This window comes from Actinoallomurus acanthiterrae (assembly GCF_054775715.1).
Map to the genome: position 1 here is coordinate 12155285 of NZ_BAAHCO010000001.1, position 22928 is coordinate 12178212.

Below are 22928 nucleotides of genomic sequence, written 5' to 3' on the forward strand. Positions count from 1 at the left end.
ATTGGACCGCATCCGTGTCGTACGTAACATTCGCCGCAATAGCGGTGATCGAAAACGCCTACGATGACGGTCTGTGCCCGATTCCCTCGCTTCCGTCGCCGCCTGGCTGGGCGGCCGCCGCCCTCGCCTGACCCGGGCCGAGCAGCGGCTCTGGGACGCCTATCCGACGGGGGCTCTCGTCTCGCTGGGCGACGAACGGCCATCGACCGGCGGCTCCCCGGACCGTACGATCCGGGCCGAGGTGATCTCGGCACTTCTCCTGGGAGCGTGCGAGCCGAAGCCGGGGAACGTGCCCGCCGTACGCCTCCGCGGGGCGCGCATCACCGGGATGCTGAACGTCTCCGGCGGCGAGGTCGGCTGCGAGCTCCGGCTGGAACGCTGCGTCCTCGACGAGGCACCGGACTTCTCCAACGCGCGCGCCCGGCAGATGCGCCTCAACGGCTGCCGACTGCCCGGCTTCGACGGCGGCGGACTGCGGACGGAGGGCTACCTGAGCCTGTCCGAGTCGCTCATCGACGGCGAGGTGCGGCTGATGCGCGCATCCCTGTCCGGCGGCTTCCGCATGAACGACGTGCGGCTGCACAACCCCGGCGGCCATGCCCTGTCCGCCGGCGGCCTCACGATCGACGCGGGCGCGTTCATCCGCAACTCGGACATCACCGGCAGGATGCGCCTCACCGGCGCTCGCATGACCGGCGGATTCTTCCTGTACGGGACGACGCTGCGCGACCCGGACTGCGTCCTCGACGGCGACAACATGATCGTCCAGGACCGAATGGAGTGCAGCGCGGGCTTCACCGCCGAAGGCCCGATGCGCCTGCGCGGCGCGCGGATCGACGGCACGCTCTCGTTCGACCAGGGCGCGATCCGCGCGCCCGGCCGGCGCGCCCTCCACCTCAGCCACGCCAACGTCAAGGAACTGATCCTCATCCCCCGCGAGCCGATCCAAGGAGAGGTCACGCTCGGGTACTCGCGCATCGACGTGATCCTGGACCGGCCCGAGGTCTGGCCGGAGCTGTTGCGGCTCAACGGGCTCGTGTACGAGACGCTGCGCGGCGAACCCGAGGAGGGCCAGCGGCTCGACTGGATCTCCCGCGACCCGCATGGGTTCCGGCCGCAGCCGTACGAGCAGCTCGCCGCCTGGCTGCGCCGGATCGGCCGGGACGACCTCGCCCGCAAGTGCCAGCTGGCCAAGCAGCGGGCCCGGCGACGGCAGCTCGGCCGGATCAGCCGGGCCTGGGGCGTCCTGCTCGACTGGACGGTCGGGTACGGCTACCGGCCCTGGATCGCCGCGGTGTGGCTGATCGTGCTCGTCGCCGTCGGCACCGTGGTCTTCAGCGTCGACCACCCGCATACGATCAAGCAGCCGGACGAGCGACCGCGCTTCCACGCGCTGATCTACACCCTCGACCTGATGCTGCCCATCGAGACGTTCGGGCAGCGCAGCGCGTGGGACCCGATCGACTGGTCCCGCTGGCTGGCCTGGACCCTCACCGGCACGGGCTGGATCCTCGCCACCGCGCTGATCTCCGGCGTCGCCCGGGTGCTGCGTCCTTCCTGAGCACCTGGGGGACAATGGGACCTGTGGGAACGTACCTGATCACCGGGGCCACGGGCGGCATCGGCGGGGCGGTCGCCGATCTGCTGTACGGCGCCGGCCACTCGCTGATCCTCGTCGGACGGTCGACCGAGCGGCTGGCCGAGACCGCCGCACGGCTCACCGCCGAGTCCGGACCGACGACGGCGCCGGGCACCGCGACCGGGCCCGAACCGACGACCGGCCCGATCATCGCGGCGGGGCCCGACCCGGCGACCGGCCCGCTCACCGCAGCGGGACCTGAACCGGCGACCGGCCCATTCGGCGCGGCGGGGTCCGACCCGCGTACCGCGGCCGGGCCCGACCCGACGAGCGGCCCACTCTCCGCAGCGGGATCCGACCCGGCGACCGCCCCGCTCACCGCCAACGGGTCCGACCCGGTGACGGCCTCGCAGGCCGTCCCGAAGGCCGACGGCCGCGTCCGTACGATCGCGCTCGACCTGTCGGAGCCCCTCAGGCTGGAGGCGTCGCTCGCGGACGTCGACGTGCCGCCGCTGGACGGTCTGGTCCACAGCGCGGGCGCGGTCGAGCTGGGCACCGTCGCCGAGACGCAGCCCGACGCGTGGATCGAGCAACTGCTGGTCAACGCCGCGGCCCCCGCCGAGCTGACGCGACTCCTGCTGCCGGCACTGCGCGCCGCCCGTGGCCACGTCGTCTTCGTCAACTCCGGGGCGGGGCTGCGCGCCAATCCCGGCTGGAGCGCGTACGCGGCGAGCAAGCACGCGCTGAAGGCCCTGGCCGACTCGCTGCGGGCGGAGGAGCCGGAGATCCGGGTGACGTCGGTGTACCCGGGGCGTACGGCGAGCGAGATGCAGCGCAAGACCCGCGCCCAGGAGGGCGGCGAGTACGACCCGGCGGCGTACATCTCGGCCCGGACGGTCGCCACGGTCATCGTGAACGCGCTGATGACCCCGCGCGACGCGACCGTCACCGACGTCAGCGTGCGCGGCTGACCCGCCGTCCGCGTCTACTCGGAACTCTCCGAGTGCCTCGGGTTTTGTGGCGCCCAGATGATCGACACGATCTGGAGTGCCGCTGTTGCGAGGTGCGGGTCACCGTCGACGCGGGCGTGCTCGGCCGCCTGCTCGGGAGTGATGCCGCGGGTGCACAGACGCCAAGTGGTATCGGCGTCGAGCTCGAGTCGCGCGGTGGGCTGGGGGTGCGGTTGATGGTGCAGCCGCCAGCGGTCGGGGCCGCGGGTGCAGATCCAGTCTCCGCCGCCGGGTCCAGTCACGTTCACCTGGAGGGTGGCGGCTTGCGGGGCGGTCACGTCGCACAGCGTGTGCGGCAGGCCCCGCATGAAGGTGTCGATGACGGGGCCGAGGTAGTGCGGGTCGGTGAGTCCGCTCCGGCCGGTGGCGTCGCAGATCTGCTGCTGGTGGGTCCAGTACTCGGTGTATTCGCGTGCGACGTCCAGCCAGTAGGGATGCGGGCCGCGACCGGCCCAGCGCACCGGGCCACCGAGGGCGTCCAGGTCGACGGTCTGCCAGAACTCCACGATCTGGTTCCCGAAGGCCGACAGGAGCTCGATGAGCATCGGCGGGCTGATACGACGGGCCGCGGTCACCCACTCGTCGTTGATCCGATCGAGGAAGGCGGGGAACGCCTCGCCGTCGCGCGGATGCAGCACGTGGAAGCCGTCGCGGTGGATGGACAGGCGCCCGATGTGGTCGCCGAGCACGTGCGCGGCGACATCTTTGACGCTCCATCCGGGGCAGATCGTCGGCTTGGCCCACTCGTCGGCGTCGAGTCGGCGCAGCAGGTCGATGAATGCGACCTGCTGCTCGGCGAGTACGGGCCGGACGTCGATGGGCGGTCCCAACCAGGAGGTGTCGGTCATCGTGTCCTCTCAGGCGGTGCAACCGTGCTCAACGATCGGTTGGCACCGGCTCAGGCGCGCTGCCTGGTCAGGCGGGCGGCGACGACGCCGCCGATCAGTCCGAACAGGTGGGCCTGCCAGGAGATGCCCGGTTGTCCGGGCAGCACACCGAAGATCATCGTGCCGTACACCAGGGCGATGGCGACGCCGAGGAGGATGTCCAGCACCCGGCGTTCGAAGAAGCCGCGGGCCAGCAGGTAGCCGAAGTAGCCGAAGATCAGCCCGCTCGCGCCGACGGTCACGACGTTCGAGGGGGACAGGAACCACACGCCCAGCCCGCTCACCACGATGGTGATCACGCTGACGGCGATGAAGCGGCCCAGGCCGCGCAGCGCCGTCAGGAACCCGAAGATCGCCAGTGGCACCGAGTTGGCCACGATGTGGTCGAGGTTGGCGTGCAGGAACGGCGCCGTGAAGATGTGCCACAGCGCGTGCACGTTGTGCGGCTGGATGCCGTACTGCCTGGTGAGGTCGCCGCCGTAGTTGGCCACCTCCACCGCCCAGCAGGCACCGAGCAGCGCCACGGTGATGAACACCGCGCCGAGTGCCCGGGAGGCGTGGTGAACGATTCCGCCCTCGGGGGAGCGCACGGTGGTGGGGAGGTCCGCCATAGCGCAAAGGTACGTCGTGGTCCGTCGGCGTGGAATAAGGATGGGAGCGCTCTCCGGCTCCGTTCCGGACGGGTGCCGCCGGGCGGCGCGGCTCAGCGCGCCGTCGGGCGGCGTCGGTTGCGTGGCTCGGCGCCAGGCGGGCGCGGGTGGCTCAGTGCCAGGCGGGTGCGGCGGGGAGCGGCTTCAGGCGCAGGTAGCGGCGCTCGTCGGGGGTCGTACCGCCCCAGACTCCGACCGACTCGCCGGCGCGGAGGGCCCAGGCCAGGCAGTCGGACACCACGGGGCAGCTCGCGCACACGCGCTTGGCGTCGGACACCTGGTCCAGCGCCGGCCCGCTCGCGCTCACGGGGAAGAAGAGCTCGGGGTCGACACCCTGGCACGCCGCGAGGTCCGTCCAGTGCTCGATCATTACGATGCCTCCAGGTCGAACAAGGCCGCGAGGGTCTCGGGGCGCGTCTCGGCGCGTCTCCGGACCGGCAGCAGCCGATCGATGATCTGCTGGAGCGAGGTCTCCACGACCCCGAGGTGCTCGTCCGCGAGCGAGGGAACGCGGCGGGCGAGCCGGGCGAGTTCGTTCGCGACCAGCTCCTGACAGTGGCGGTCCAGGAGCCGGCTGGGAGCATCCGTCATCGGGGGTGCGGTCACGCCGCCTCCTGAGCGCGCTATGACGAATCGTAGTACTACCAACTGTAGTACTACGAGTAGTCGTGTCAATTCTCACTAAAATCTCGTCCGTGACCTCTGACGTGACCTTCCGTACCGCCACCAAGGACGACGTCCCCGCGATCGTGGCGCTCCTCGCCGACGACGCGATCGGCGCCGGCCGCGAGGGCGACATCGACGCCTACTGGACGGCCTTCGCCGCCATCGACGCCGACCCGCGCAACCACCTGATCGTGGCCGACATCGACGGCGAGGTCGCCGGCACCCTGCAGCTCACGTTCATCCCGGGGCTCAGCAGAAAGGGCACCGAACGCGCCCAGATCGAGGCGGTCCGCGTCGGCAGCGCCCACCGGGGCCGTGGCCTCGGCCACCAGCTGATCGAGTGGGCGATCGGCGAGGCCCGGCGGCGCGGCTGCGGACTCGTCCAGCTGACCTCCGACAAGCGGCGCGGTGACGCCATCCGCTTCTATGAGTCCCTAGGATTCGAAGCGACCCACGAGGGCATGAAGCTGCCCCTGTAAACCGCGGTCGACGACCGCGCGTCCTGAGTGGGATCACGCACGTGAACGCACCCGGCGCTTAGCCGCGCGTTTACCCGGGTGTTGGTTACATGTCCGGTCACTCCGGAAGGACGAAGGGATTCCCACAGCGATGGTCGTACTCGCCGCGTCGGCACGTCTCGACGCAGACGATGTCCTGTGGATCCGCTGGGCCGAACCACCGGCCGACGCCGCGACGCTCACGCTCCGGCGGGAGGACGCCGCGCACACGGTGTCCCTCGACGGCGACGCGGCGGACCTGTCCCGCCTGGACCTGACCGAGGGCACCTGGTCGGTGCACGCGTCCGGCGCCGAGGTCACCACGACCGATCCGGGCTTCTCCCTCGACGGCCTGATCGAGTACGCGCGACGGTCCCGTGGCCGCGCGCTGAAGACCTTCCGCGCCACCTCCGGCGGGCTCCGCGTCGACGTCCGCGCGGCCGAGCGGTACGCCGAGGTCACCGCCGTCCACCCGGGTGAGGAGAAGCTGACGTTCGAGGGGTTCCTCGCGTACGGGGCGACGCTCGCCGACGAGCGGATCGTCGCCACCCGGCGTAAGACCGGGGACACCGTCACCGGCGAGGTGACCGTCACCGGCGACCGCTGGGAGGCGGAGCTCCCGAACGCCCCCTTCGCGGTGGAGACCGAACGCGGCTTCTGGGACCTCGAGCTCGGCGGGCTCACCGTCGCGACCTGGCTCGACGACATCCCGCAGAAGAAGAACAAGGTGCGGTTCCCGGCCCGGCACGTCCAGCGTGACGCCGACCGCGTACGGGTGCGGGCGTACTACACCGACAAGGACCACCTCGCGATCGCCACCACGGTCGTCGCGAACGCGGAGGCGTCGACATGAAGATCTCGATCCTCATCATGAACGCCTACGGCATGGGCGGCACCGTCCGTGCGACGTTCAACCTCGCCGATGAGCTGGCCCTGCGGCACGACGTCGAGGTCGTCAGCGTCTTCCGGCACCGCAACCGGCCGTTCCTGCCGCACTCGGACAAGGTACGGCTCACCCACCTGGTCGACCTGCGGCCCGCGGCGAAGAAGTGGTGGCGGTTCGGGTTCGCGTCCCGGCTGGAGAAGCCGAGCACGCTGTTCCACCCCGATGAGCGCGCGTACAGCAACTTCAATGCCGAGAGCGACCGCGCGCTCAAGAAGTACCTCGCCGAGATGCAGACCGACGTCCTGGTCACCACCCGGGCGGGGCTCAACATCGCCGCCGCGCAGCTGGCGCGCGACGGCGTCATCCTGGTCGGCCAGGAGCACCTCCACTTCGGCGCGCACAAGCCGGGGATCCTGGAGGAGATCCGCACCTGGTATCCCAAGCTCGACGCGGTCATCACGCTGACCGACGCCGACCACACCGAGTACGCGCGGATGCTCGAGGACCACCCCACGCGGGTGTACGCCATCGGCAACGGGCTGCCCGACACGCCGCGCCCGCAGTCCCGGCTGGAGAACCGCGTCGTCCTCGCCGCCGGCTGGTCAAGGTGAAGGGGTACGACCGGCTGCTCGACGCGTTCGCCAAGGTCGTCGAGAAGCGCCCGGACTGGAAGCTGCGCATCTACGGCGACGGCACGCAGGGTGAGAAGCTGAGCAAGCGGGCGCGCTCCCTCGGCCTGCACAACAACGTGGCCTTCATGGGCTCGACCAGCGACGTCGAGGGCGAGCTGGCCAAGGCCTCCATCCACGTCATCACCTCCCGCTTCGAGGGCTTCGGGATGACGATCGTGGAGGCGTTCGCGGCCGGGGTTCCGGTGGTGTCGTTCGACTGTCCGCAGGGCCCCCGGGAGATCATCACGTCCGGCCAGGACGGCATCCTCGTGCCGGACGGCGACATCGACGCGTTCGCCGACGCCCTGCTGTCGCTCATGGACGGCCCCGACGAGATGCGGCGGCTCGCCGAGAACGGCAAGGAGACGGCGCTCCGCTACCGGATCTCCGAGGTCGCCGACCGCTGGGACGAGGCGTTCGCGGACCTGCGCGGGCGGTAGCCCCAGCGACGTAGTCCATTCCTCGGTCAAGGGCGTTCCCCCTTTTCGTCGTGACCCGCTCATCGCCGCCACGACCCGCTGAATCATCGGCGTCATCATCGGCGAGTAATCAAGGGGAAACGCCATGGTCGACAACGAACTCTTCATCGGAAGCGAACCCGCGTGGCGCGTGACGGTCGCCGCCGAGCTCTACCGGATCGAGGAGCACTGCTCGCACTCGGCACGCGCCCAGGCCGAGACGGTGAAGATCTGGCGCGTCCTGAACCTGTGGCTCGGGTCGACCGCCGTCCTGGCCGCCGGGGTGGCCGGCAGCCTCGTCCTGGCCGGCGACCGCTTCCCTCTCGTCGCGGGCGGGCTGGCGCTGGGCGCCGCCCTGCTCGCCACGGTCGTCAGCATGGTCGCCCCCGGCCGTAAGGAGAACCAGGCGGCCGAGGCCGCCAAGGCGTACCGGTCGGTCGAGACGGCCGCGCGGCAGTCCCGCGAGGTCGACCTGCCCGGCCACGCCTTCATGCAGGCCCGGCAGGTCCTCGACGAGCTGACCGGCCGCTGGCACGCGGTCATCCGCAACGCCCCGTCCGCGCCCGCGTGGGCCCAGCACCGCGCCGAGCGCAAGCGGTACGTCGAACGGGCCGAGGAGGTCATGACCGAGCGCATGAGCGACATCGTCCGCGTCTTCCAGACCCCGCACCGGGCGGCCGACCAGCCCGCCTGAGTTGGGCGCGTGTGGTCGGCCGACCAGCCCGCCTGAGCTGCGCCCGTATGGTCGAACGGCACCGCCGTAAAACGGATTCTTTTCCGCGTTTCCGCTGGTCGATCCGGCGATTCGTGAAAGGCCGTCGAACGGCGAATCGAATCGTTGACGGTCTCGACACGCCGGTGTGAGCGTCGTCCTTGATCGGCAGTCTGGGTGCCCACCCTCCCGGAAGCGCTGCCGAGAGAGGAGTTCGTCAATGCGCAGGAATCCGGTCGGCGCGCTCACGGCCGCGCTGGCCGCCGCGATCCTGGTCCTGGCGGGTCTCGCCGGCCAGGTCGCCTCCGGCGGCGCGGCCTCCGCCGCGGAGTCGTACACCTGGAAGAACGCCCAGATCGGCGGCGGCGGGTTCGTCCCCAGCATCGTCTTCAACCAGTCGCAGGCGAACCTCGTCTACGCCCGCACCGACATCGGCGGCGTGTACCGGTGGAACCAGAGCACGAGTTCCTGGACCCCGCTGCTCGACTCCATCGGCTTCACGAACTGGGGATGGATGGGGGCCGCGAGCCTGGCCACCGACCCGGTCGACCCGAACCGCGTGTACGTCGCCGCCGGCATGTACACCAACAGCTGGGACCCGAACAACGGCGCCATCCTGCGGTCCACGAACAAGGGCGACAGCTGGACCGCCACGTCGCTGCCGTTCAAGCTGGGCGGCAACATGCCCGGCCGCGGCATGGGCGAGCGCCTGGCCATCGACCCGAACAAGGACAGCGTCCTCTACCTCGGCGCGCCGAGCGGCAACGGCCTGTGGCGGAGCACCGACTACGGCGCCACCTGGGCGAAGGTCACGTCCTTCCCGAACCCCGGGACGTACAAGCAGGACCCGAGCGACTCCTCCGGCTACCTGAGCGACAACCAGGGCGTCGTGTGGGTGACGTTCGACAAGCGCAGCGGCAGCTCGGGCAGCGCCACCCAGACCATCTACGTCGGCGTCGCCGACCCGCAGAACACCGTCTACCGCAGCACCGACGGCGGCTCCACGTGGCAGCGCGTCGCCGGCCAGCCGACCGGCTACCTGGCGCACAAGGGCGTGCTCGACACGACCAACGGCTACCTGTACCTCGCCACCAGCGACAAAGGCGGCCCGTACGACGGCTCGAAGGGCCAGGTGTGGCGGTACAACACCGCGACGGGCGCGTGGACCGACATCAGCCCGATCCCGGTGTCGAGCTCCGACAACTACTACGGCTACAGCGGGCTCACCGTCGACCGGCAGCACCCCGGCACCCTCATGGTCACCGGCTACAGCTCCTGGTGGCCGGACACGATGATCTGGCGCAGCACCGACAGCGGCGCGACCTGGACCCGCGCCTGGGACTGGAGCAGCTACCCGAACCGTACGTTCCGCTACACGCTGGACGTGTCCTCGGTGCCGTGGCTGACGTTCGGCGCGAACCCGCAGCCGCCCGAGGTCACACCCAAGCTCGGCTGGATGACCGAGGCACTCGAGATCGACCCGTTCAACTCCGCGCGCATGATGTACGGGACGGGCGCCACGATCTTCGGCACGACCAACCTCACCGACTGGGACGCCGGGAAGCAGATCTCCATCAAGCCGGTGGTCAAGGGCCTGGAGGAGACCGCGGCCCTGGACCTGATCAGCCCGCCGTCCGGCGACGCGCACCTGCTGTCCGCCCTCGGCGACGTCGGCGGCTTCCGCCACACCAACCTCGACGCGGTCCCGTCGATGATGTACACCCAGCCCACCCTCACCACCACGACGAGCCTCGACTACGCCGAGACCAACCCCGGCTGGATGGTCCGCGTCGGCGACATCGACAAGTCCTCCAGCGCGAACGCGAACGTCAACCGCATCGGTTTCTCCACCGACGGCGGCGCGAACTGGTGGCAGGGCAGCGAGCCGCCCGGCGTGACCAACGGCGGCACCGTCGCGGCGGCGGCCGACGGCAGCCGGTTCGTGTGGAGCCCCGACGGCACGGGCGTGTACTACGCGGTCGGCTTCGGCAACTCCTGGACCGCCTCGTCCGGTATCCCGTCCGGCGCGCGGGTGGGCTCCGACCGGGTGAACCCGAAGAAGTTCTACGGCTTCTCCGGCGGCCGGTTCTACGTCAGCACGGACGGCGGCGCGACCTTCACCGCGACCGCCGCGTCCGGCCTGCCGTCCTCCGGCAACGAACGGTTCAAGGCGGTCGCCGGGCACGAGGGCGACATCTGGCTGGCCGGCGGCTCCGGCTCGACGTACGGCCTGTGGCACTCGACCGACTCGGGCGCGACGTTCACCAAGCTCGGAGGCGTCCAGGAGGCCGACAACGTCGGCTTCGGCAAGGCCGCGCCGGGCAAGACCTACCCGGCGCTGTACATCATCGCCAAGGTCGGCGGCGTGCGCGGCGTCTTCCGGTCCGACGACTCCGGGACCACCTGGGCGCGGATCAACGACGACGCCCACCAGTGGGGCAACATCGGCGCCGCCATCACCGGCGACCCGCGCGTCTACGGCCGCGTCTACGTCGCGACCAACGGCCGCGGCGTCATCTACGGCGACCGGACAGGCTGAACGGCAGGGAGCACCGGGAGCGTCCAGCCGGCGAGGTGCCGGCCGGACGCTCTCGTACTACGTTGACGATCATGACGCCCCAACGTCTCTCACCGCTGCTACGGGTCAGACCGTTCGCAGGGCCTCGGTGGGAGCCATGCGGGAGGCGCGGAGGGCCGGGAGCAGGCCGGCGAGGGCGCCGATCAGGATGGCCGAACCGATGCCGCCCGCCCAGGCCTCCGGTGGGATGACGACCGCCCAGTGCTTGGTCGCCGCGTAGACGACGGTGGCCAGGACGCCGGCCGCCACGCCGGCGGCCCCGCCGAGGAAGGCCAGCGCGATCGCCTCCGACAGGAACTGGGTACGGATCTGTCCCCGGGTCGCGCCGAGCGCGCGGCGCAGGCCGATCTCCGACCGGCGTTCGAGCACCGAGATGATCATGATGTTGGCCACGCCGACCGCGCCGACGATCAGGGCGACGACGCCGAGGCCCAGGAACAGGCTGTTGAACGCGCCGCTCGCGGCGGCCCGTGCGGTGAGCGCGTCGGAGGGCTGGCTGATGTCGACCTCGTTCGGCGACTCGGGGTTGGCGGTCTGGGCCAGGACCTCGTGCACCGCGTTGACCTGGTTCGTGTCGCACCGGACGTACATCGTGCTCGGCGGGCCGTTCGCGGCCTTGCCGTGGACGATGCTCGTGTAGTTGAGGTAGCGCTGGGCGGCCGGGTAGCCGACCAGGGCGCTCGTGTCGATGTCGGGTGCCAGCACGGCCGGTTGGAGGATCCCGGCGACGTAGAACCACTGGCCGCCCAGCCAGACGCGCTGCCCCGCGTGGACTCCGTCGATCCCGAGCCGCTGCGCGGCGACGGCGCCGAGGACCACGACGGGCTTCGTGGCGGTCGCGGAGTTCAGCCAGCGTCCCTGGGCGACGCTGGTGGCGATCACCGGTAGCAGGTTGAGGCTGGTCGCCCGTACCGTGAGCGCGTTCGTGCTGACCGGAGGGATCAGCGGGCTGCGGTAGACCTTCGCGGTCTCGACGGTGGCCGTGTCCGCCACCTGCTCGACGGCCGCGAGCCGCGAGATCCGCGCCGGCGCCTCCTGCGGCAGCTGGGCCGCCTGCCCGGAGAAGGACTGTCCGCTCTTGGCCGTCAGCAGGTTCGTGCCGAGCCGGTCGATCTCGTGCAGCAGCCCGGCCTGGGACGAGGAGGACAGCCCAAGCACCGCGACGATCGCGGCCGTGCCGATCGCGATGCCGAGCGCCGACAGCGCCGACCGCAGCCGCCGGGCCCGGAGCCCGACGCTCGCCACGCGCGCCTGGTCGCCGAACCTCAGCCGGGCGGGGGCCGGGGCGGTCATGATCGGGCCGCCGCTCGTACGGCCGGCCGGTCGCCGGCACTGTCGGAGGTGATCAGTCCGTCGCGTACGTGCACCTGGCGGGGCAGGCGGTCGGCCAGCTCCGCGTCGTGCGTGATCACGACGATCGTCGCACCGTCGGCGTTGAGCTCGTGGAGGAGCTCGACGATCGACGCTCCGGTGGCGCTGTCGAGGTTGCCGGTCGGCTCGTCGGCGAGCACGATCGCCGGCCGGCCGACGAGGGCGCGGGCGATCGCGACCCGCTGCCGCTGGCCGCCCGACATCTTCGTGGGCCGGGAGGAGGCGCGCTCTTCCAGTCCCACGCGGGCGAGCGCCTCCATCGCCCGTCTCCGCCGTTCGCGGACCTCGACGCCGGCGTACAGCAGGCCGTCGGCGACGTTGTCCAGCACGGTGGAGTGCTCGGCCAGGAAGAACTGCTGGAAGACGAAGCCGATGCTGCCGGCCCGGAGCGCGGAGAGCCCGCGGTCGTCGAGGCGGTCGATGTCGACGCCGTCGATGCTCACCGTGCCGGTGGTCGGCCGTTCCAGCGTGCCCATGACGTGCAGCAGCGTGGTCTTGCCGGACCCGGACGGGCCCACGATCGCCACCAGCTCGCCCTTCCGTACGGTCAGGCTCACCCCGCGCAGCGCCCGTACGGGCGGCTGCTCGCCGTACGTCTTGGTCACCGCCGTCAGGTCGAGGGCCGGTGGTTCACCACTGAGAACCGGCACTGATCTCCGTCGTATCGGCCTCATGAGGCGGGCACCACCACTCGGTCGCCCTCGGACAGGCTCCCCGCCACCTGGACGAGGCCGTCCGCGTTGTCGAACAGCCCCAGCGTGACCGGAACGACGCTGTGCGCGCCCCGCGCGTCGACCTTCTCCACCGAGTAGCCGCCGCCGGCCTGGCCGCTCAGCGCGGTGACCGGCACGATCAGCGCGTCCTTCACCCCGGCGGCGGTGATCTCGACCCGGACGGGCGCCTGGTCGAGCGTGCCCGCGTCCTTCGGGCGCTGGAGCGTCACGTACACCGGGATCGTCGCGCTGGTGGAGTCCGAGTCCTTGTCCCCCGACGAGCTCGCCACGGCACCGATCCGGTCGACCTTCCCGGACGTCGTCCGGTTGTCCGGGAGGGTGATCTGTACCTTGTCGCCGGCATTGACCTGCGACTGCTGTGAGGCGTCCAGCTTCACGGTCACCTGGCGGTCGGTCGAGGTGGCCTGCGCGACCTGCTCTCCGGGCCGGGCGTTCGTGCCCAGCCTGGCCATCGCCTTGGTGATCCGAAGCGGGCCGGGCAGGAACACCGCCGCACCGAGCTTCAGCGACCCGGTCTCGTCGGCCCCGATCTTGTCCTGCAGCTTCTCGAGCGCCGCCGCGGTCTCCGCACCGAAGTACTTCGAGTCGGGGTCGAGCTCCGAACGGTCGGCGTACCCGAGTTTCACCAGGTTGCGGTTCAGCTCGCGCACGTCCTTGCCGCTCTCCCCCTCCGACAGGTCACGGTAGGCCGGCCACTTCCCGCAGAGCAGGACCACCGGAGCGTCGCCGACCCAGTAGAGGACCTTGCCGCACTTGATCTCGTCGCCGGTGCTCGGCACCCAGGTGTAGACGCCGGTGGCGTGACCGACGACCGAGTAGGGGGTCCCGTCGTCCTGAGCGACGTACGAGAGGGTGCCGTTCTGATCGACCTGCGACGACAGCGGTCCCCGCCGTACGGTGGCCAGCGACGAGGCGCCCGTCGTCGGCGGTGGCGACTTCCTCCCCTCGCCGAACGGCGCGGCGGCGATCACGATGCCCGCCGCGACCGCCAGGACCAGGACGGTGACACCGACGCGTACGAACCGGCGCCGCCGCCTCTTCGGCTTGGGCGTGGCGACCTCGGAGGACTGCGGTTCGCCTGCCCGGTCGGGCACGGTCGCGTCGCCGGTCTCGGCCTCCCGGCCGGGGACGCGCGTGCTCACCGGGCCGTCCGAGCTCACTGGGTACCGCCCGGGAGCTGCTTCTGGCACGTCTTCTGCGCGGCCTGGAACTGCGGCGAGTTCGGATCGATGCCCGAGCCTTCCTTCATGAGGAGCTTCCCGCCCTGCGGGTCGGGGAAGTTGGGCACGCCGTTCTTCCGCATGCACTGGGAGAACTTCAGCATCCCCGGGTCGGCCTGGCCCCCACCGACGGCTCCCTGTGGCGCGAACGCCTTGCACGCCTGCGCGGCGGCCTTGAACTGCGACGACTCGGGGTCCAGTCCGCTCCCCTTCTTCCCGGTGAGCATGACCCGCCCGTTCGCGTCCGGGTCGGGGAACTCCGGCACGCCGTTCTTGCGCATGCACTCGGCGTACTGCACCGCCTTCGTCGAATTCCCGCCGGCCTTACCAGGCTGGGCCGCGGCGGGACTCGAGGTCTTGGCGGAGCCCCCGGAACCGCCCCCGCAGGCCGTGAGACCCATCCCCGTGATCACGATCGCCGCGGCCAGTGCCCAGGCTCGCCGCGTTCTCGCGCTGACCCGGGTGCCGTATGCGTTGTCCATGTCGTCGACCTCTCCGCGATGTGGATGCCCCGGAGCCCTCGCGGCCCGGTGCCTGAGGTCGTTTCTACGGATCGGGCGGTCACATCACGGTCCTCGTCGCTGTGACGCCGTTGTGACCAGGCATCGGGCATCCTGGCGTCCATGCGAGAGGTGCGCGGATGAGGCTGCTGGTCGTCGAGGACCAGGTAGAGCTGGCCGACTCGGTGGCGCGGGTGCTGCGCCGGGAGGGCATGGCGGTCGACGTCTCGTACGACGGCCAGGACGCCCTCGACCGTACGGCGCTGACCGACTACGACGTGGTCGTGCTCGACCGGGACCTGCCCGGCGTGCACGGCGACGACGTCTGCGCGGCGCTGATGGCGGAGGGACGGCACACGCGGGTGCTCATGCTGACCGCGTCCGGCACGATCGCGGACCGGGTCGAGGGGCTCAGCCTGGGCGCCGACGACTACCTGCCCAAGCCGTTCGCCTATGCCGAGCTGGTCGCGCGGGTCCGGGCGCTGGCCCGCCGCGCGCAGCCGGCCCTGCCTCCGATCCTGTCCCACGGCGACCTGCGGCTCGATCCCGCGCAGCGGACCGCCTTCCGGGCGGGCGAGCGGCTGGCCCTCAGTCCGAAGGAGTTCGCGGTGCTGGAGTACCTGCTGGCCGCCCGAGGCCGCGTCGTGCCCGCCGAGGAGTTGCTCGAACGGGTGTGGGACGAGGCGGCCGACCCGTTCACCACCACGGTCAAGGCGACGATCAACCGGCTGCGGTCGAAGCTCGGCGCCCCGCCCGTCATCGAGACCGTCCCCCGCGGCGGGTACCGGATATGAGGCCCATGCACCTGCTCGCACCGCACCGCCCGCGCACGGTACGCCTACGTCTCACCCTCCTGTACGGCGTGCTGTTCGCCGTGTCGGGCGCCGTACTCCTCACCATCACGTACCTGCTCGTCCGGCACGCCACGGGCCCGAAACGGTACATCTACCGGACGGGACTGACTACGGCTCCCGCGCCGAGCACTGACATTTTCCAGAACCAGCCGATACCGCCGGAGATGCACGAGTTCAAAGCGCGGATGGACGCGGAGGCGGCCCGGCAGCACGCTGCCCAGATGCACGCGCTGCTCGTGCAGTCCGGGATCGCGCTGGCGATCATGGTCGTGGTCTCCATCGTCCTGGGGTGGCTGGTCGCCGGCCGGGTGCTCCGGCCGCTGCGCACGATGACCACCACGATCCAGCAGATCTCCGCGCGCAACGTCCACGAGCGGCTCGCGGTCGCGGGCCCGCGTGACGAGCTGAAGGACCTCGCCGACACCGTCGACGGCCTCCTCGGCCGGCTGGAGACGGCGCTGGGCGCGCACAAGCGTTTCGTCGCCAACGCGGCACACGAGTTGCGCACCCCGCTCACCCTCGAACACGCGCTGCTGGAGGAGACGCTCACCGACCGCGAGGCCACACTCGCGTCGTTCCGGGCCACGTCGGAGCGCGTACTGGTCATCAGCGAGCAGCAGGAACGCCTGCTGGAGGCGCTGCTCACCCTCGCCACCGGCGAACGAGGACTCGACCGCCGGGAGCCCTTCGACCTGGCGGAACTCGTGGACCAGGCGCTGCTCGCCCCTCGTCCGGGGATCGAACGGCTCGGCCTCCGGATCGACGTACGGACGTCGCCCGCCCCGATCGCCGGTGACCCGGCGCTCGCGGAACGCCTCGTGGCCAACCTCATCGACAACGCGGTGCGCTACAACATCCCTGATGGGCGGGTGGAGATCCGTACGGCGATCGAGTGGGGGCGCGCCGTGCTGTCGGTGCGCAACACCGGGCCCGGCGTCCCGCCGGACCAGGTGGACGACCTGTTCGAGCCGTTCCAGCGCCTCGAGGGTCGCACCGCCCGGGGCGACGGCGGCCACGGCCTCGGCCTGTCGATCGTCCGCGCCATCGCCGCCGCCCACGACGCCACCATCACGGCGCACGCCCGGCCGGAAGGCGGCCTGGACATCGCGATCCGGTTCCCTTCCGACGGCCCGGCACCCGCGTCGTACGAGCAGCTTGGTGAGGACGAGGGTCGACAGACTGTGGCGAAGTAGCCCGCCGGGCCGGCGGTCGCCTGTATTTCGGTTGACGGCGGGAACCGGCCTTGTGAAGCTGACCCTGATGTCCCGAGCGTAGAAACACCTCGATCGCCGGCAGGGGATGCTCCCGGAGCCAACGGCCCGGTTGAGACCGTCGCCCTGTCGATGCCGCCTGTCGTGGCAGCGGTTCGCTTCGCCGGACGCTGCCGACCGAGGGTTCCCGCACTACGGAACCCTTCCGCGATCGACGCGGGCGTCGAGGACGCCAGAGGGACAAATCATGGAACTTCACGAGTACGCGCGGTACGACGCGATCGGGCTTCGGAACCTGATCAGGGCGGGAGAGGTCACCGCCGAAGAGGTGGAAGCCGTGGCGCGCGAGGCCCTGACCGTGGCGAACGCCGAGGTGAACGGCCTGGCGCTGCCCCTGTTCACCGCGGCGCTCGACCATGCTGAAACCGGGCCCTTCGCCGGGGTCCCGTTTCTCATCAAGGACCACGGGCCGATGGCTCAGGGAATCCCGTTCTCCATCGGGAGCCGGGCCCTGCAGGGCGTCGTTGCTCAACATGACAGCGATTTGATGGCCCGCTTCCGGGCCGCCGGCCTGGTCACCCTGGGCCTCACCACCGTGCCCGAGATGGCGATCAGCTTCTCCACCGAATCGGTCAGATACGGACCGACACGCAATCCGTGGGATCTGGAACGGGGCGTGGGCGGGTCGAGCGGTGGCGCGGCCGCTCTGGTCGCGGCCGGTGCCGTTCCTGTCGCTCATGGCGGCGACGGAGCCGGATCGCTCCGGATCCCGGCAGCCTGCTGCGGTCTCGTCGGCCTCAAACCAAGCCGAGGTCGCGTCCCATGCGGGCCCGACCTGGGAGAGCCGATGCTCGGGATGGCCTACGAGTTCGGCCTGACGCGGACCGTCCGTGACGCCGCTCACCTGCTCGACGCCGTCCAGGGACCGGGCATCGGCGACAAGTACACCGCCCCACCTCCACGGGGCAGATACGCCGACGACCTGGGAGTCGAGCCAGGACCGTTGCGGGTGGCGGTCACCACGGCGGCGTGGTCGGGAGCGTCCGTGGATCCGCAGGTGGCAGCGGCGACGGTCCGGGTGGGCCGGACACTGGAGCAGATGGGCCACACCGTCGCCGAGGCCCGCCCGGCCCTCGACTGGGACGACGTCATGCACTGCACGACGGCAACGGCCGTGGCGATCGCCTCCACACTGCTCCTGGCTCCCAGGCAACCCGACCCGGCCAAGCTGGAAGCGGTCTCCAGGCGGCTTCTGGGGGTCGCGAAGGAATACAGCGCGCTGGACATGCTGGCCGCCTTCAGCGCACAGAACCGCGTGACCCGGTCAGTGGGCGCGTTCCACACCGAGTACGACCTGCTCATCACACCCACACTGGGCCGGCTCCCGGCGCCTCACGGCACGCTCCGGTACGACGATCCCGACCACACCCTGGCGAGCTGGCTAGAGTCGATCTTCGACTACGGCCCGTTCACCATGGTCTTCAACATCTCCGGTCAACCGGCGATCAGTCTGCCGCTTGGTCAAAGCGACAACGGACTGCCGATCGGAGTGCAGATCATCGCGCCCTACGGCCGTGAAGACCTGCTGTTCCAAATCGCGAGTCAGTTGGAACAGGCGATGCCCTGGGCCTCTCGAACCCCTCAATTCGCCATCGGAAGGTACTGATAAGCCGCTTCGGGCCCGGTCCGGCAGGCGGCCCGGGCCCGCGGTCACCGGGCATCGCGTACGGTCACGCGCGCTCCTCAGTGGGGCAGGGTGCCGATGAAAGCGAGCACCTCCGCGTTGTATCGGTCCGGGTCGCTCATGAAGAGGCCATGTCCCGCGCCGTCGATCACCACGAGCCTCGAGTCGGGTAGCAGAGCATGGGTCCTGCGCCCGGTCAGGTCGATCGGCGCCGAGCGGTCGGCGTCGCCCTGGATGACCAGAGCCGGCACCGTGATCTTGGTGAGCTCGTCGCGCTGGTCCGCGTTGATGAATACCTCGTTCGTCGACAGCAGCACCTGCAGCGGCGTATCGAAGAACTGGCGCCGAGTCCAGTCGGCCAGCCCCGCCGAAACCTCATATCCAGGCCCGAACCAATCAGCGTGCGAGGTGCCTTCGACGAAGGCACCGATATCGCGGCGCATGACTTTCCGGACTTCCTCGGCGGTCGCCGCCTCGACGGGACCCTCCGGGTTGTCATCCGTGCGCAGCAGGAATGGCGTGGTAGGGGCGGTCAGGACCATTCCCGAGACGCGCTCGTCACCGTGGCGGGACAGGTGGCGGACCACCTCGGCCGCACCCATGGAGTGTCCGACCAGCACGACGTCGCGCAGATCCAGGTGCGTGAGCAGGTCCGCCAGGTCGTCGGCGAGGCGATCGAGGTCGTAGCCACGTCCGGGCAGATCGGACCGCCCATGGCCGCGCCGGTCGAATACGACGCAGCGCATGCCGGCGGCGAGAAAGGCGGGGATCTGGTAGTTCCACATCCCACTGTTGAGCGCCCAGGCGTGGACGAACACGACGGTGCGTCCGCTGGCCGCACCCGCTTCCGCATAGAAAAGGCGAGCGCCATCCGTGGCGTCGAAGAACGGCATTCTTGCTTCCCTTCACGAGTAGGCGGAACTCGGCCATCGTGCGGGCCTGGGAGGTCGGAAAGCGAATACCTGACAGGTACTCGTTCTCGCCTATCCGCCCGGATACCATCACGTTCCGTGACAGTTGTGACCGTCGGGCGCCTGATTCGCCGACGGCGGGGCCTGACCGGGCGCAGCCAGATGGATCTGGCGCATGAAATCGGGATCTCACCCCGCCACCTGAGCTTCGTCGAACTGGGCAAGTCGAACCCGAGCCCCCGCCTGCTCATGACGATCGCCCGGCATCTCGACCTGCCGCTGCGCGAGCGGAACGACTGGCTACTGGCGGCCGGCTACGCTCCCCGCTACCCGGAGACGCCGCTCACCGACCCGATGCTCTCCCGCGTTCGAGCCTCACTGCAGGCGTTGCTGGACGCACACGACCCGTTCCCCGGCGCCGCGATCGACCGGCAGTGGAATGTGCGGCTCACCAACCAGGCCGCGCGCCGGCTGGTCGCCGGCATACCGGAAGAGGTCCGCGGTGTGCCGACCAACATCTACCGCACCGCGCTGCACCCCGCCGGCTTCGCCGGCCGTACCCGGAACTTCGCGGAATGGTCCGCCTACCTCCTGCACCAGCTCGACCGGTCCGTCATCCGGACCCAGGACCCGGCCCTCGCCACACTCGCCGACGAGATCGCGACCTGGCCCGGCATCCCGGACCGCCAGACCTGGAGCCGCCTGTCCGAGGACGACGCGGACGACCCCGTTCTGCCGTGGCGGCTGGAGGTCGATGGCGAGGAACTGTCGATGTTCACCATGCTGAGCACATTCGGAACCCCGCTGGACGTCACCCTGTCCGACCTGTCCCTCGAACTGTTCTTCCCCGCCGACGAGGCCACCGAGACCGCCCTCCGCCGCCGCGCGCAGACCGGCTGACAGCCTGTCAGCCTGAAGTCCTGGCACGAGGCAGCGTTCGGTCGAGCTCCCGGAGGAGAACCTTCACCTCGGGCGATCGGCGGGCGTGCGGGGCCAGTTCACGGCGAAGCCGCTGGAGGAGGCCCACGCCGCGCGCCGAGGTGACGCCGGGCAGTCGGTTGATGGAATGGCGCGCCGCGGCCACGGCCTGGTCCAGGTCGCCGGCTTGGGCATGGGCCAGGCCGAGCCATGCTCCGTGCCGGAACGCCGATCGCTGGGACACTCCGGATGGATCGGTGTGGGCCCTGCCACGCAGAAGAGCCTCGGCGTCGGTCAGGAGACGACCCCGGTGCGTGGGCATCCGCCGGGCCAGCACGACCAGGCCTCGGCCGGCGATGGCCTCGAGCTCTGTCCGGGTGACGTAACTCGCCCACTGCGGCGCGACCTCGCCACGGGCCTGCGCACGTTCCAGCAGGTCGAGCGTGCGTTCTCGGGATCGCTGGAAGGTCGCGAGATCCCCTGCGGCCGCGTTGGCGAGACTGCTTCTCGCGGTGATGAGCGCCTGCACCGTCATGGGAGCCTGTGAGGCGGCCTCCTGCGCGGCCGTGGCCAGTTGCAGCGCGTCGCCCATCTTGCCGATCTCCGTTGCCTGGTTGCTCATCAGGCCCAGGATGCTCGCGGCCAGCGCGCGGTCACCGGCGGCGTGAGCCGCCCGAAGACCCATGAGGTACCAGCGCTGCGCCTCACCGTCGCGGGAAGAGTCGAACGCCATGAACCCCGACGTCTGGGCCAACTGGGCAAGGGCAGCGGTGAGGCGCCGACCCGTTCGCGCGTCATAGCGGGAATGGCGCAGTAACCGCGACACGCAGGCGAATTGGTCGGCGACGAAGGCTGAGGCGGCGCCGCCATGACGCTCGTCCAACTGCTGGCATCGACTGACGATGTCCTCGACCAACTGGAGTACCGGCTCGGTGACCAGGCCGCCCTCTCGCGCGGCCGATGCGAGGGACGGGACCGAGGAATCCGACCACTGCCACACGTGACGCGTCAACGTGGTGCCGGAGATGGCCATGAACGTCCGCCGGGTCAGCATCGGATGCGACCACTCCTCCAGGAGACGCAGCAATCCGCTCGCGTCCCAGGGTAGATCCATCCGGTGGTCGGCAGGCAAGAGCAACGACGAACGCGGAGCCCCACGCGGCCATACCTGCTCGAACGTCAGGTCGCGGCCAGTGGCCTCCGCCAGAAGCCAGACGACGATCTCGGGGACCGGCGCATGAGGGACTTCCCCGCGGTTGATCCAACGGTATGGGGTTTTGGCGTGCAATTGGCGACTTTTGCCAGGGATCACAACGAGAGCCGCATTTACACGGCGGGCAAGAATTTCCGGACGCCATCCGATTTGTTCGAGCAAATCCTTCAAGAATGCGTTCGGCGCGCCGGCTCCGCTATGGGTCACGGCAGCGGACATGAGGCCTCCCCGGGAACATGGTCACCGCAGGCGATAACGCTTACCACGAAGTTACCTAAAACCGCGGGCCGAAGTCGGAATCACACCAACCACACCATCGGGACGCACGTCCACACCGCCCTCGCCTGCTTGGAACGCATCCATCGGAGCTCAATGCCGGAAGGTGGAAGCGTCATTCGGAGCACGGAAGGGCGGCAATGGACTCATCAGCAGCTGATCGTCGTACCGCAGCGGACAGTACTCGGGAAATCCGCGCACTCGTTGAATTGTGCCAGGCGTTGGCGGGATCGGGGCTTTATGTCGGATTAAGCGACGCTCGACCGGCCCTGTCGGTTCGCGCCGGTCTCGCCGGAAAGAGACTGTGGATCAGCGTCGAAGGCGAGACGTTCGTCTGGCGTCGTACGGATGAGGTGCGTCATGCCGCGGGCGACCCGGCAGGTGCAGCCTCCGAGATCGTGGCATACCTCGACGGGCGGCCGGACGACCGCCCGTGAGCGCCGACGCGATGATGGTCCTGCGCCGGAGGTTTCCGGGGACGCTGATTTGGTTCGGCCCGTACACCAAGTCGTGGTGGGCTTTGATGCCGCCACCGGTCGGGTGGCGGCTTATCGAGGCGGCGGATCCCGAGGAGTTGACCCGCGCGATCATCTACGCCGCGTCATGGCCCTGGCCGGCGGGCGGTTACCGGGCCCACGCAGAGTCGCCCCACCGGCGATGACGCGGCGTCGACCGGGACGTCGAGCGGCGAGCGTGCGGGTGCCGTCTTGTCGCGTTAGAGCAGCCGGGAACGTACGGCCTTGATCTCGCTTTCCTGCAAACCGGCCTCGCTCAGGTAAGCGGTGGCGTCCAGGGAGCCAAGAACGGCCAGCAGGGCCTCCCGTTCGGTGGTGTTGTAGCGCGTAAGGACCTCCAGCGTGCAGTAGCGCGGATTGTTCAGCGCCACCCACTGGTTGCTGAGCTCGTAGTCGGCGATGATCTCCTCGGGCACGACGCCGGCGAGCAGAAGCAGCAACCCGCTGACGAGACCGGTTCGATCCCGCCCGCCCGCGCAGTGGACCAGTACACCCCCCGGCTCGGCCTGCGCCACCGCCCTGATCGCCGCTACGCACCGTTCGGCCTTCCGTTCCAGGAAGACCGGATAGTAGAGCGGGGTCCCGCCGATGCCTTTGGCGTTGATGGGCTCCCACATCGCGGTGTCGGCCGTGTCGTCCAGCGGGACGTGCACACAGGTCAACGGAGGCGGTGGAGGGACAGTACGCTCCGCCGCGTCCCGTAGATCCACGATCGTCCGGACGCCGGATGCGATCAGTTGGGACCAGCCTCGCGAGGTGAGCCGGTCCGGCATACCCGATCGCACGACGGCGCCCGGACGGGTCGCACGTCCGTCACTCGTCCTTAACCCGCCAAGGTCTCGGGCGTTGATGGACCCTTCCCACTCCAGATAGCGCATGATCCTCGGATGCCTGGCGGCATGAGGAGGTTCCAGAACCCCACCCCGG

The 22928-nt window shown here is 70.2% G+C and carries 23 protein-coding genes; 12 read left to right on the forward strand and 11 right to left on the reverse strand.

The annotated features are described in order from the left end of the window. Positions 1–73 precede the first annotated feature (73 nt). Both ACYVF7_RS57265 and ACYVF7_RS57270 read left to right on the forward strand, forming a co-directional pair. On the forward strand, positions 74–1561 hold the full coding sequence (locus ACYVF7_RS57265) for a hypothetical protein (RefSeq protein ID WP_460356816.1): 1488 nt from the start codon (positions 74–76) through the stop codon (positions 1559–1561). A 23-nt stretch (positions 1562–1584) separates the two neighbouring features. Beyond that, a complete protein-coding gene (locus ACYVF7_RS57270) occupies positions 1585–2550 on the forward strand; it encodes an SDR family oxidoreductase (protein ID WP_460356819.1) in 966 nt (321 codons plus the stop codon). Between the two features lie 14 nt (positions 2551–2564). On the opposite strand, the gene ACYVF7_RS57275 is transcribed toward ACYVF7_RS57270, so the two are convergent. From ACYVF7_RS57275 to ACYVF7_RS57290, 4 genes are all read right to left on the reverse strand, one after another. Then, the gene (locus tag ACYVF7_RS57275) at positions 2565–3437 is read right to left on the reverse strand and encodes a maleylpyruvate isomerase family mycothiol-dependent enzyme (protein ID WP_460356822.1); all 873 of its coding nucleotides are present in this window, start codon (positions 3435–3437) and stop codon (positions 2565–2567) included. A 50-nt stretch (positions 3438–3487) separates the two neighbouring features. Further along, positions 3488–4087, reverse strand: coding sequence for a rhomboid family intramembrane serine protease (locus ACYVF7_RS57280; RefSeq protein WP_460356825.1), 600 nt, complete (start codon positions 4085–4087; stop codon positions 3488–3490). A 151-nt stretch (positions 4088–4238) separates the two neighbouring features. Next, complete coding sequence (locus tag ACYVF7_RS57285; protein WP_433179453.1) at positions 4239–4496, reverse strand: WhiB family transcriptional regulator; 258 nt, start codon at positions 4494–4496, stop codon at positions 4239–4241. Then, the gene (locus tag ACYVF7_RS57290) at positions 4496–4732 is read right to left on the reverse strand and encodes a hypothetical protein (protein ID WP_460356828.1); all 237 of its coding nucleotides are present in this window, start codon (positions 4730–4732) and stop codon (positions 4496–4498) included. The genes ACYVF7_RS57285 and ACYVF7_RS57290 overlap by 1 nt, the downstream gene beginning before the upstream one ends. Before the next feature lie 89 nt (positions 4733–4821). On the opposite strand from ACYVF7_RS57290, the gene ACYVF7_RS57295 reads away from it, so the two are divergent. The 6 genes from ACYVF7_RS57295 (at position 4822) to ACYVF7_RS57320 (ending at position 10555) form a co-directional block, all read left to right on the forward strand. Continuing rightward, the gene (locus ACYVF7_RS57295; protein WP_460356830.1) at positions 4822–5271 is read left to right on the forward strand and encodes a GNAT family N-acetyltransferase; all 450 of its coding nucleotides are present in this window, start codon (positions 4822–4824) and stop codon (positions 5269–5271) included. A gap of 130 nt (positions 5272–5401) precedes the next feature. Further along, positions 5402–6142, forward strand: a complete 741-nt coding sequence (locus tag ACYVF7_RS57300) for a hypothetical protein (protein WP_460356832.1) — start codon at positions 5402–5404, stop codon at positions 6140–6142. Next, positions 6139–6786 (forward strand): glycosyltransferase, encoded by a 648-nt coding sequence (locus ACYVF7_RS57305; protein WP_460356834.1) that lies wholly within the window; start codon positions 6139–6141, stop codon positions 6784–6786. The genes ACYVF7_RS57300 and ACYVF7_RS57305 overlap by 4 nt, the downstream gene beginning before the upstream one ends. Continuing rightward, positions 6783–7286 carry a glycosyltransferase gene (locus tag ACYVF7_RS57310; protein WP_460356836.1) on the forward strand — a complete coding sequence of 168 codons (504 nt, stop codon included), beginning with the start codon at positions 6783–6785 and terminating at the stop codon, positions 7284–7286. The genes ACYVF7_RS57305 and ACYVF7_RS57310 overlap by 4 nt, the downstream gene beginning before the upstream one ends. A 124-nt stretch (positions 7287–7410) precedes the next feature. Continuing rightward, complete coding sequence (locus ACYVF7_RS57315; RefSeq protein ID WP_460356839.1) at positions 7411–7998, forward strand: SLATT domain-containing protein; 588 nt, start codon at positions 7411–7413, stop codon at positions 7996–7998. Between the two features lie 238 nt (positions 7999–8236). Then, positions 8237–10555, forward strand: a complete 2319-nt coding sequence (locus ACYVF7_RS57320) for a WD40/YVTN/BNR-like repeat-containing protein (RefSeq protein ID WP_460356841.1) — start codon at positions 8237–8239, stop codon at positions 10553–10555. A gap of 105 nt (positions 10556–10660) precedes the next feature. Here ACYVF7_RS57320 and ACYVF7_RS57325 read toward each other — a convergent pair whose 3' ends face one another. Genes ACYVF7_RS57325 through ACYVF7_RS57340 form a run of 4 tightly spaced genes read right to left on the reverse strand, consistent with a single transcriptional unit; the run spans position 10661 to position 14401 of the window. Beyond that, positions 10661–11887: an ABC transporter permease gene (locus ACYVF7_RS57325; RefSeq protein WP_460356843.1), complete on the reverse strand. Its 1227-nt coding sequence runs from the start codon at positions 11885–11887 to the stop codon at positions 10661–10663. Continuing rightward, complete coding sequence (locus ACYVF7_RS57330) at positions 11884–12615, reverse strand: ABC transporter ATP-binding protein (RefSeq protein WP_460356845.1); 732 nt, start codon at positions 12613–12615, stop codon at positions 11884–11886. Before ACYVF7_RS57330 ends, ACYVF7_RS57325 begins: the two co-directional genes overlap by 4 nt. A 20-nt stretch (positions 12616–12635) precedes the next feature. Then, a complete protein-coding gene (locus ACYVF7_RS57335; protein WP_460356847.1) occupies positions 12636–13841 on the reverse strand; it encodes an efflux RND transporter periplasmic adaptor subunit in 1206 nt (401 codons plus the stop codon). Between the two features lie 14 nt (positions 13842–13855). Continuing rightward, positions 13856–14401, reverse strand: coding sequence for a hypothetical protein (locus ACYVF7_RS57340; RefSeq protein ID WP_460356849.1), 546 nt, complete (start codon positions 14399–14401; stop codon positions 13856–13858). A 158-nt stretch (positions 14402–14559) separates the two neighbouring features. Between ACYVF7_RS57340 and ACYVF7_RS57345 the strand changes: the two genes are divergently transcribed. The 3 genes from ACYVF7_RS57345 to ACYVF7_RS57355 all read left to right on the forward strand — a co-directional run bounded on the left by ACYVF7_RS57345 (position 14560) and on the right by ACYVF7_RS57355 (position 18150). Next, entirely contained in the window at positions 14560–15213 is a 654-nt protein-coding gene (locus ACYVF7_RS57345) for a response regulator transcription factor (protein WP_460356852.1), read from the forward strand. Between the two features lie 5 nt (positions 15214–15218). Continuing rightward, entirely contained in the window at positions 15219–16466 is a 1248-nt protein-coding gene (locus ACYVF7_RS57350) for a sensor histidine kinase (RefSeq protein ID WP_460356854.1), read from the forward strand. 265 nt (positions 16467–16731) lie between these two features. Further along, positions 16732–18150 (forward strand): amidase, encoded by a 1419-nt coding sequence (locus ACYVF7_RS57355; RefSeq protein WP_460356856.1) that lies wholly within the window; start codon positions 16732–16734, stop codon positions 18148–18150. Positions 18151–18227: 77 nt separating this feature from the next. Here the strand turns inward: ACYVF7_RS57355 and ACYVF7_RS57360 are convergent, their stop codons facing one another. Beyond that, entirely contained in the window at positions 18228–19061 is an 834-nt protein-coding gene (locus ACYVF7_RS57360; protein WP_460356858.1) for an alpha/beta fold hydrolase, read from the reverse strand. 117 nt (positions 19062–19178) lie between these two features. Between ACYVF7_RS57360 and ACYVF7_RS57365 the strand changes: the two genes are divergently transcribed. After that, positions 19179–19979, forward strand: coding sequence for an MmyB family transcriptional regulator (locus tag ACYVF7_RS57365; protein ID WP_460356860.1), 801 nt, complete (start codon positions 19179–19181; stop codon positions 19977–19979). A 7-nt stretch (positions 19980–19986) separates the two neighbouring features. Here the strand turns inward: ACYVF7_RS57365 and ACYVF7_RS57370 are convergent, their stop codons facing one another. Beyond that, positions 19987–21429, reverse strand: a complete 1443-nt coding sequence (locus ACYVF7_RS57370; protein WP_460356862.1) for a hypothetical protein — start codon at positions 21427–21429, stop codon at positions 19987–19989. Between the two features lie 772 nt (positions 21430–22201). Further along, positions 22202–22879 carry a tyrosine-protein phosphatase gene (locus ACYVF7_RS57375; protein ID WP_460356864.1) on the reverse strand — a complete coding sequence of 226 codons (678 nt, stop codon included), beginning with the start codon at positions 22877–22879 and terminating at the stop codon, positions 22202–22204. Positions 22880–22928: the final 49 nt, after the last annotated feature.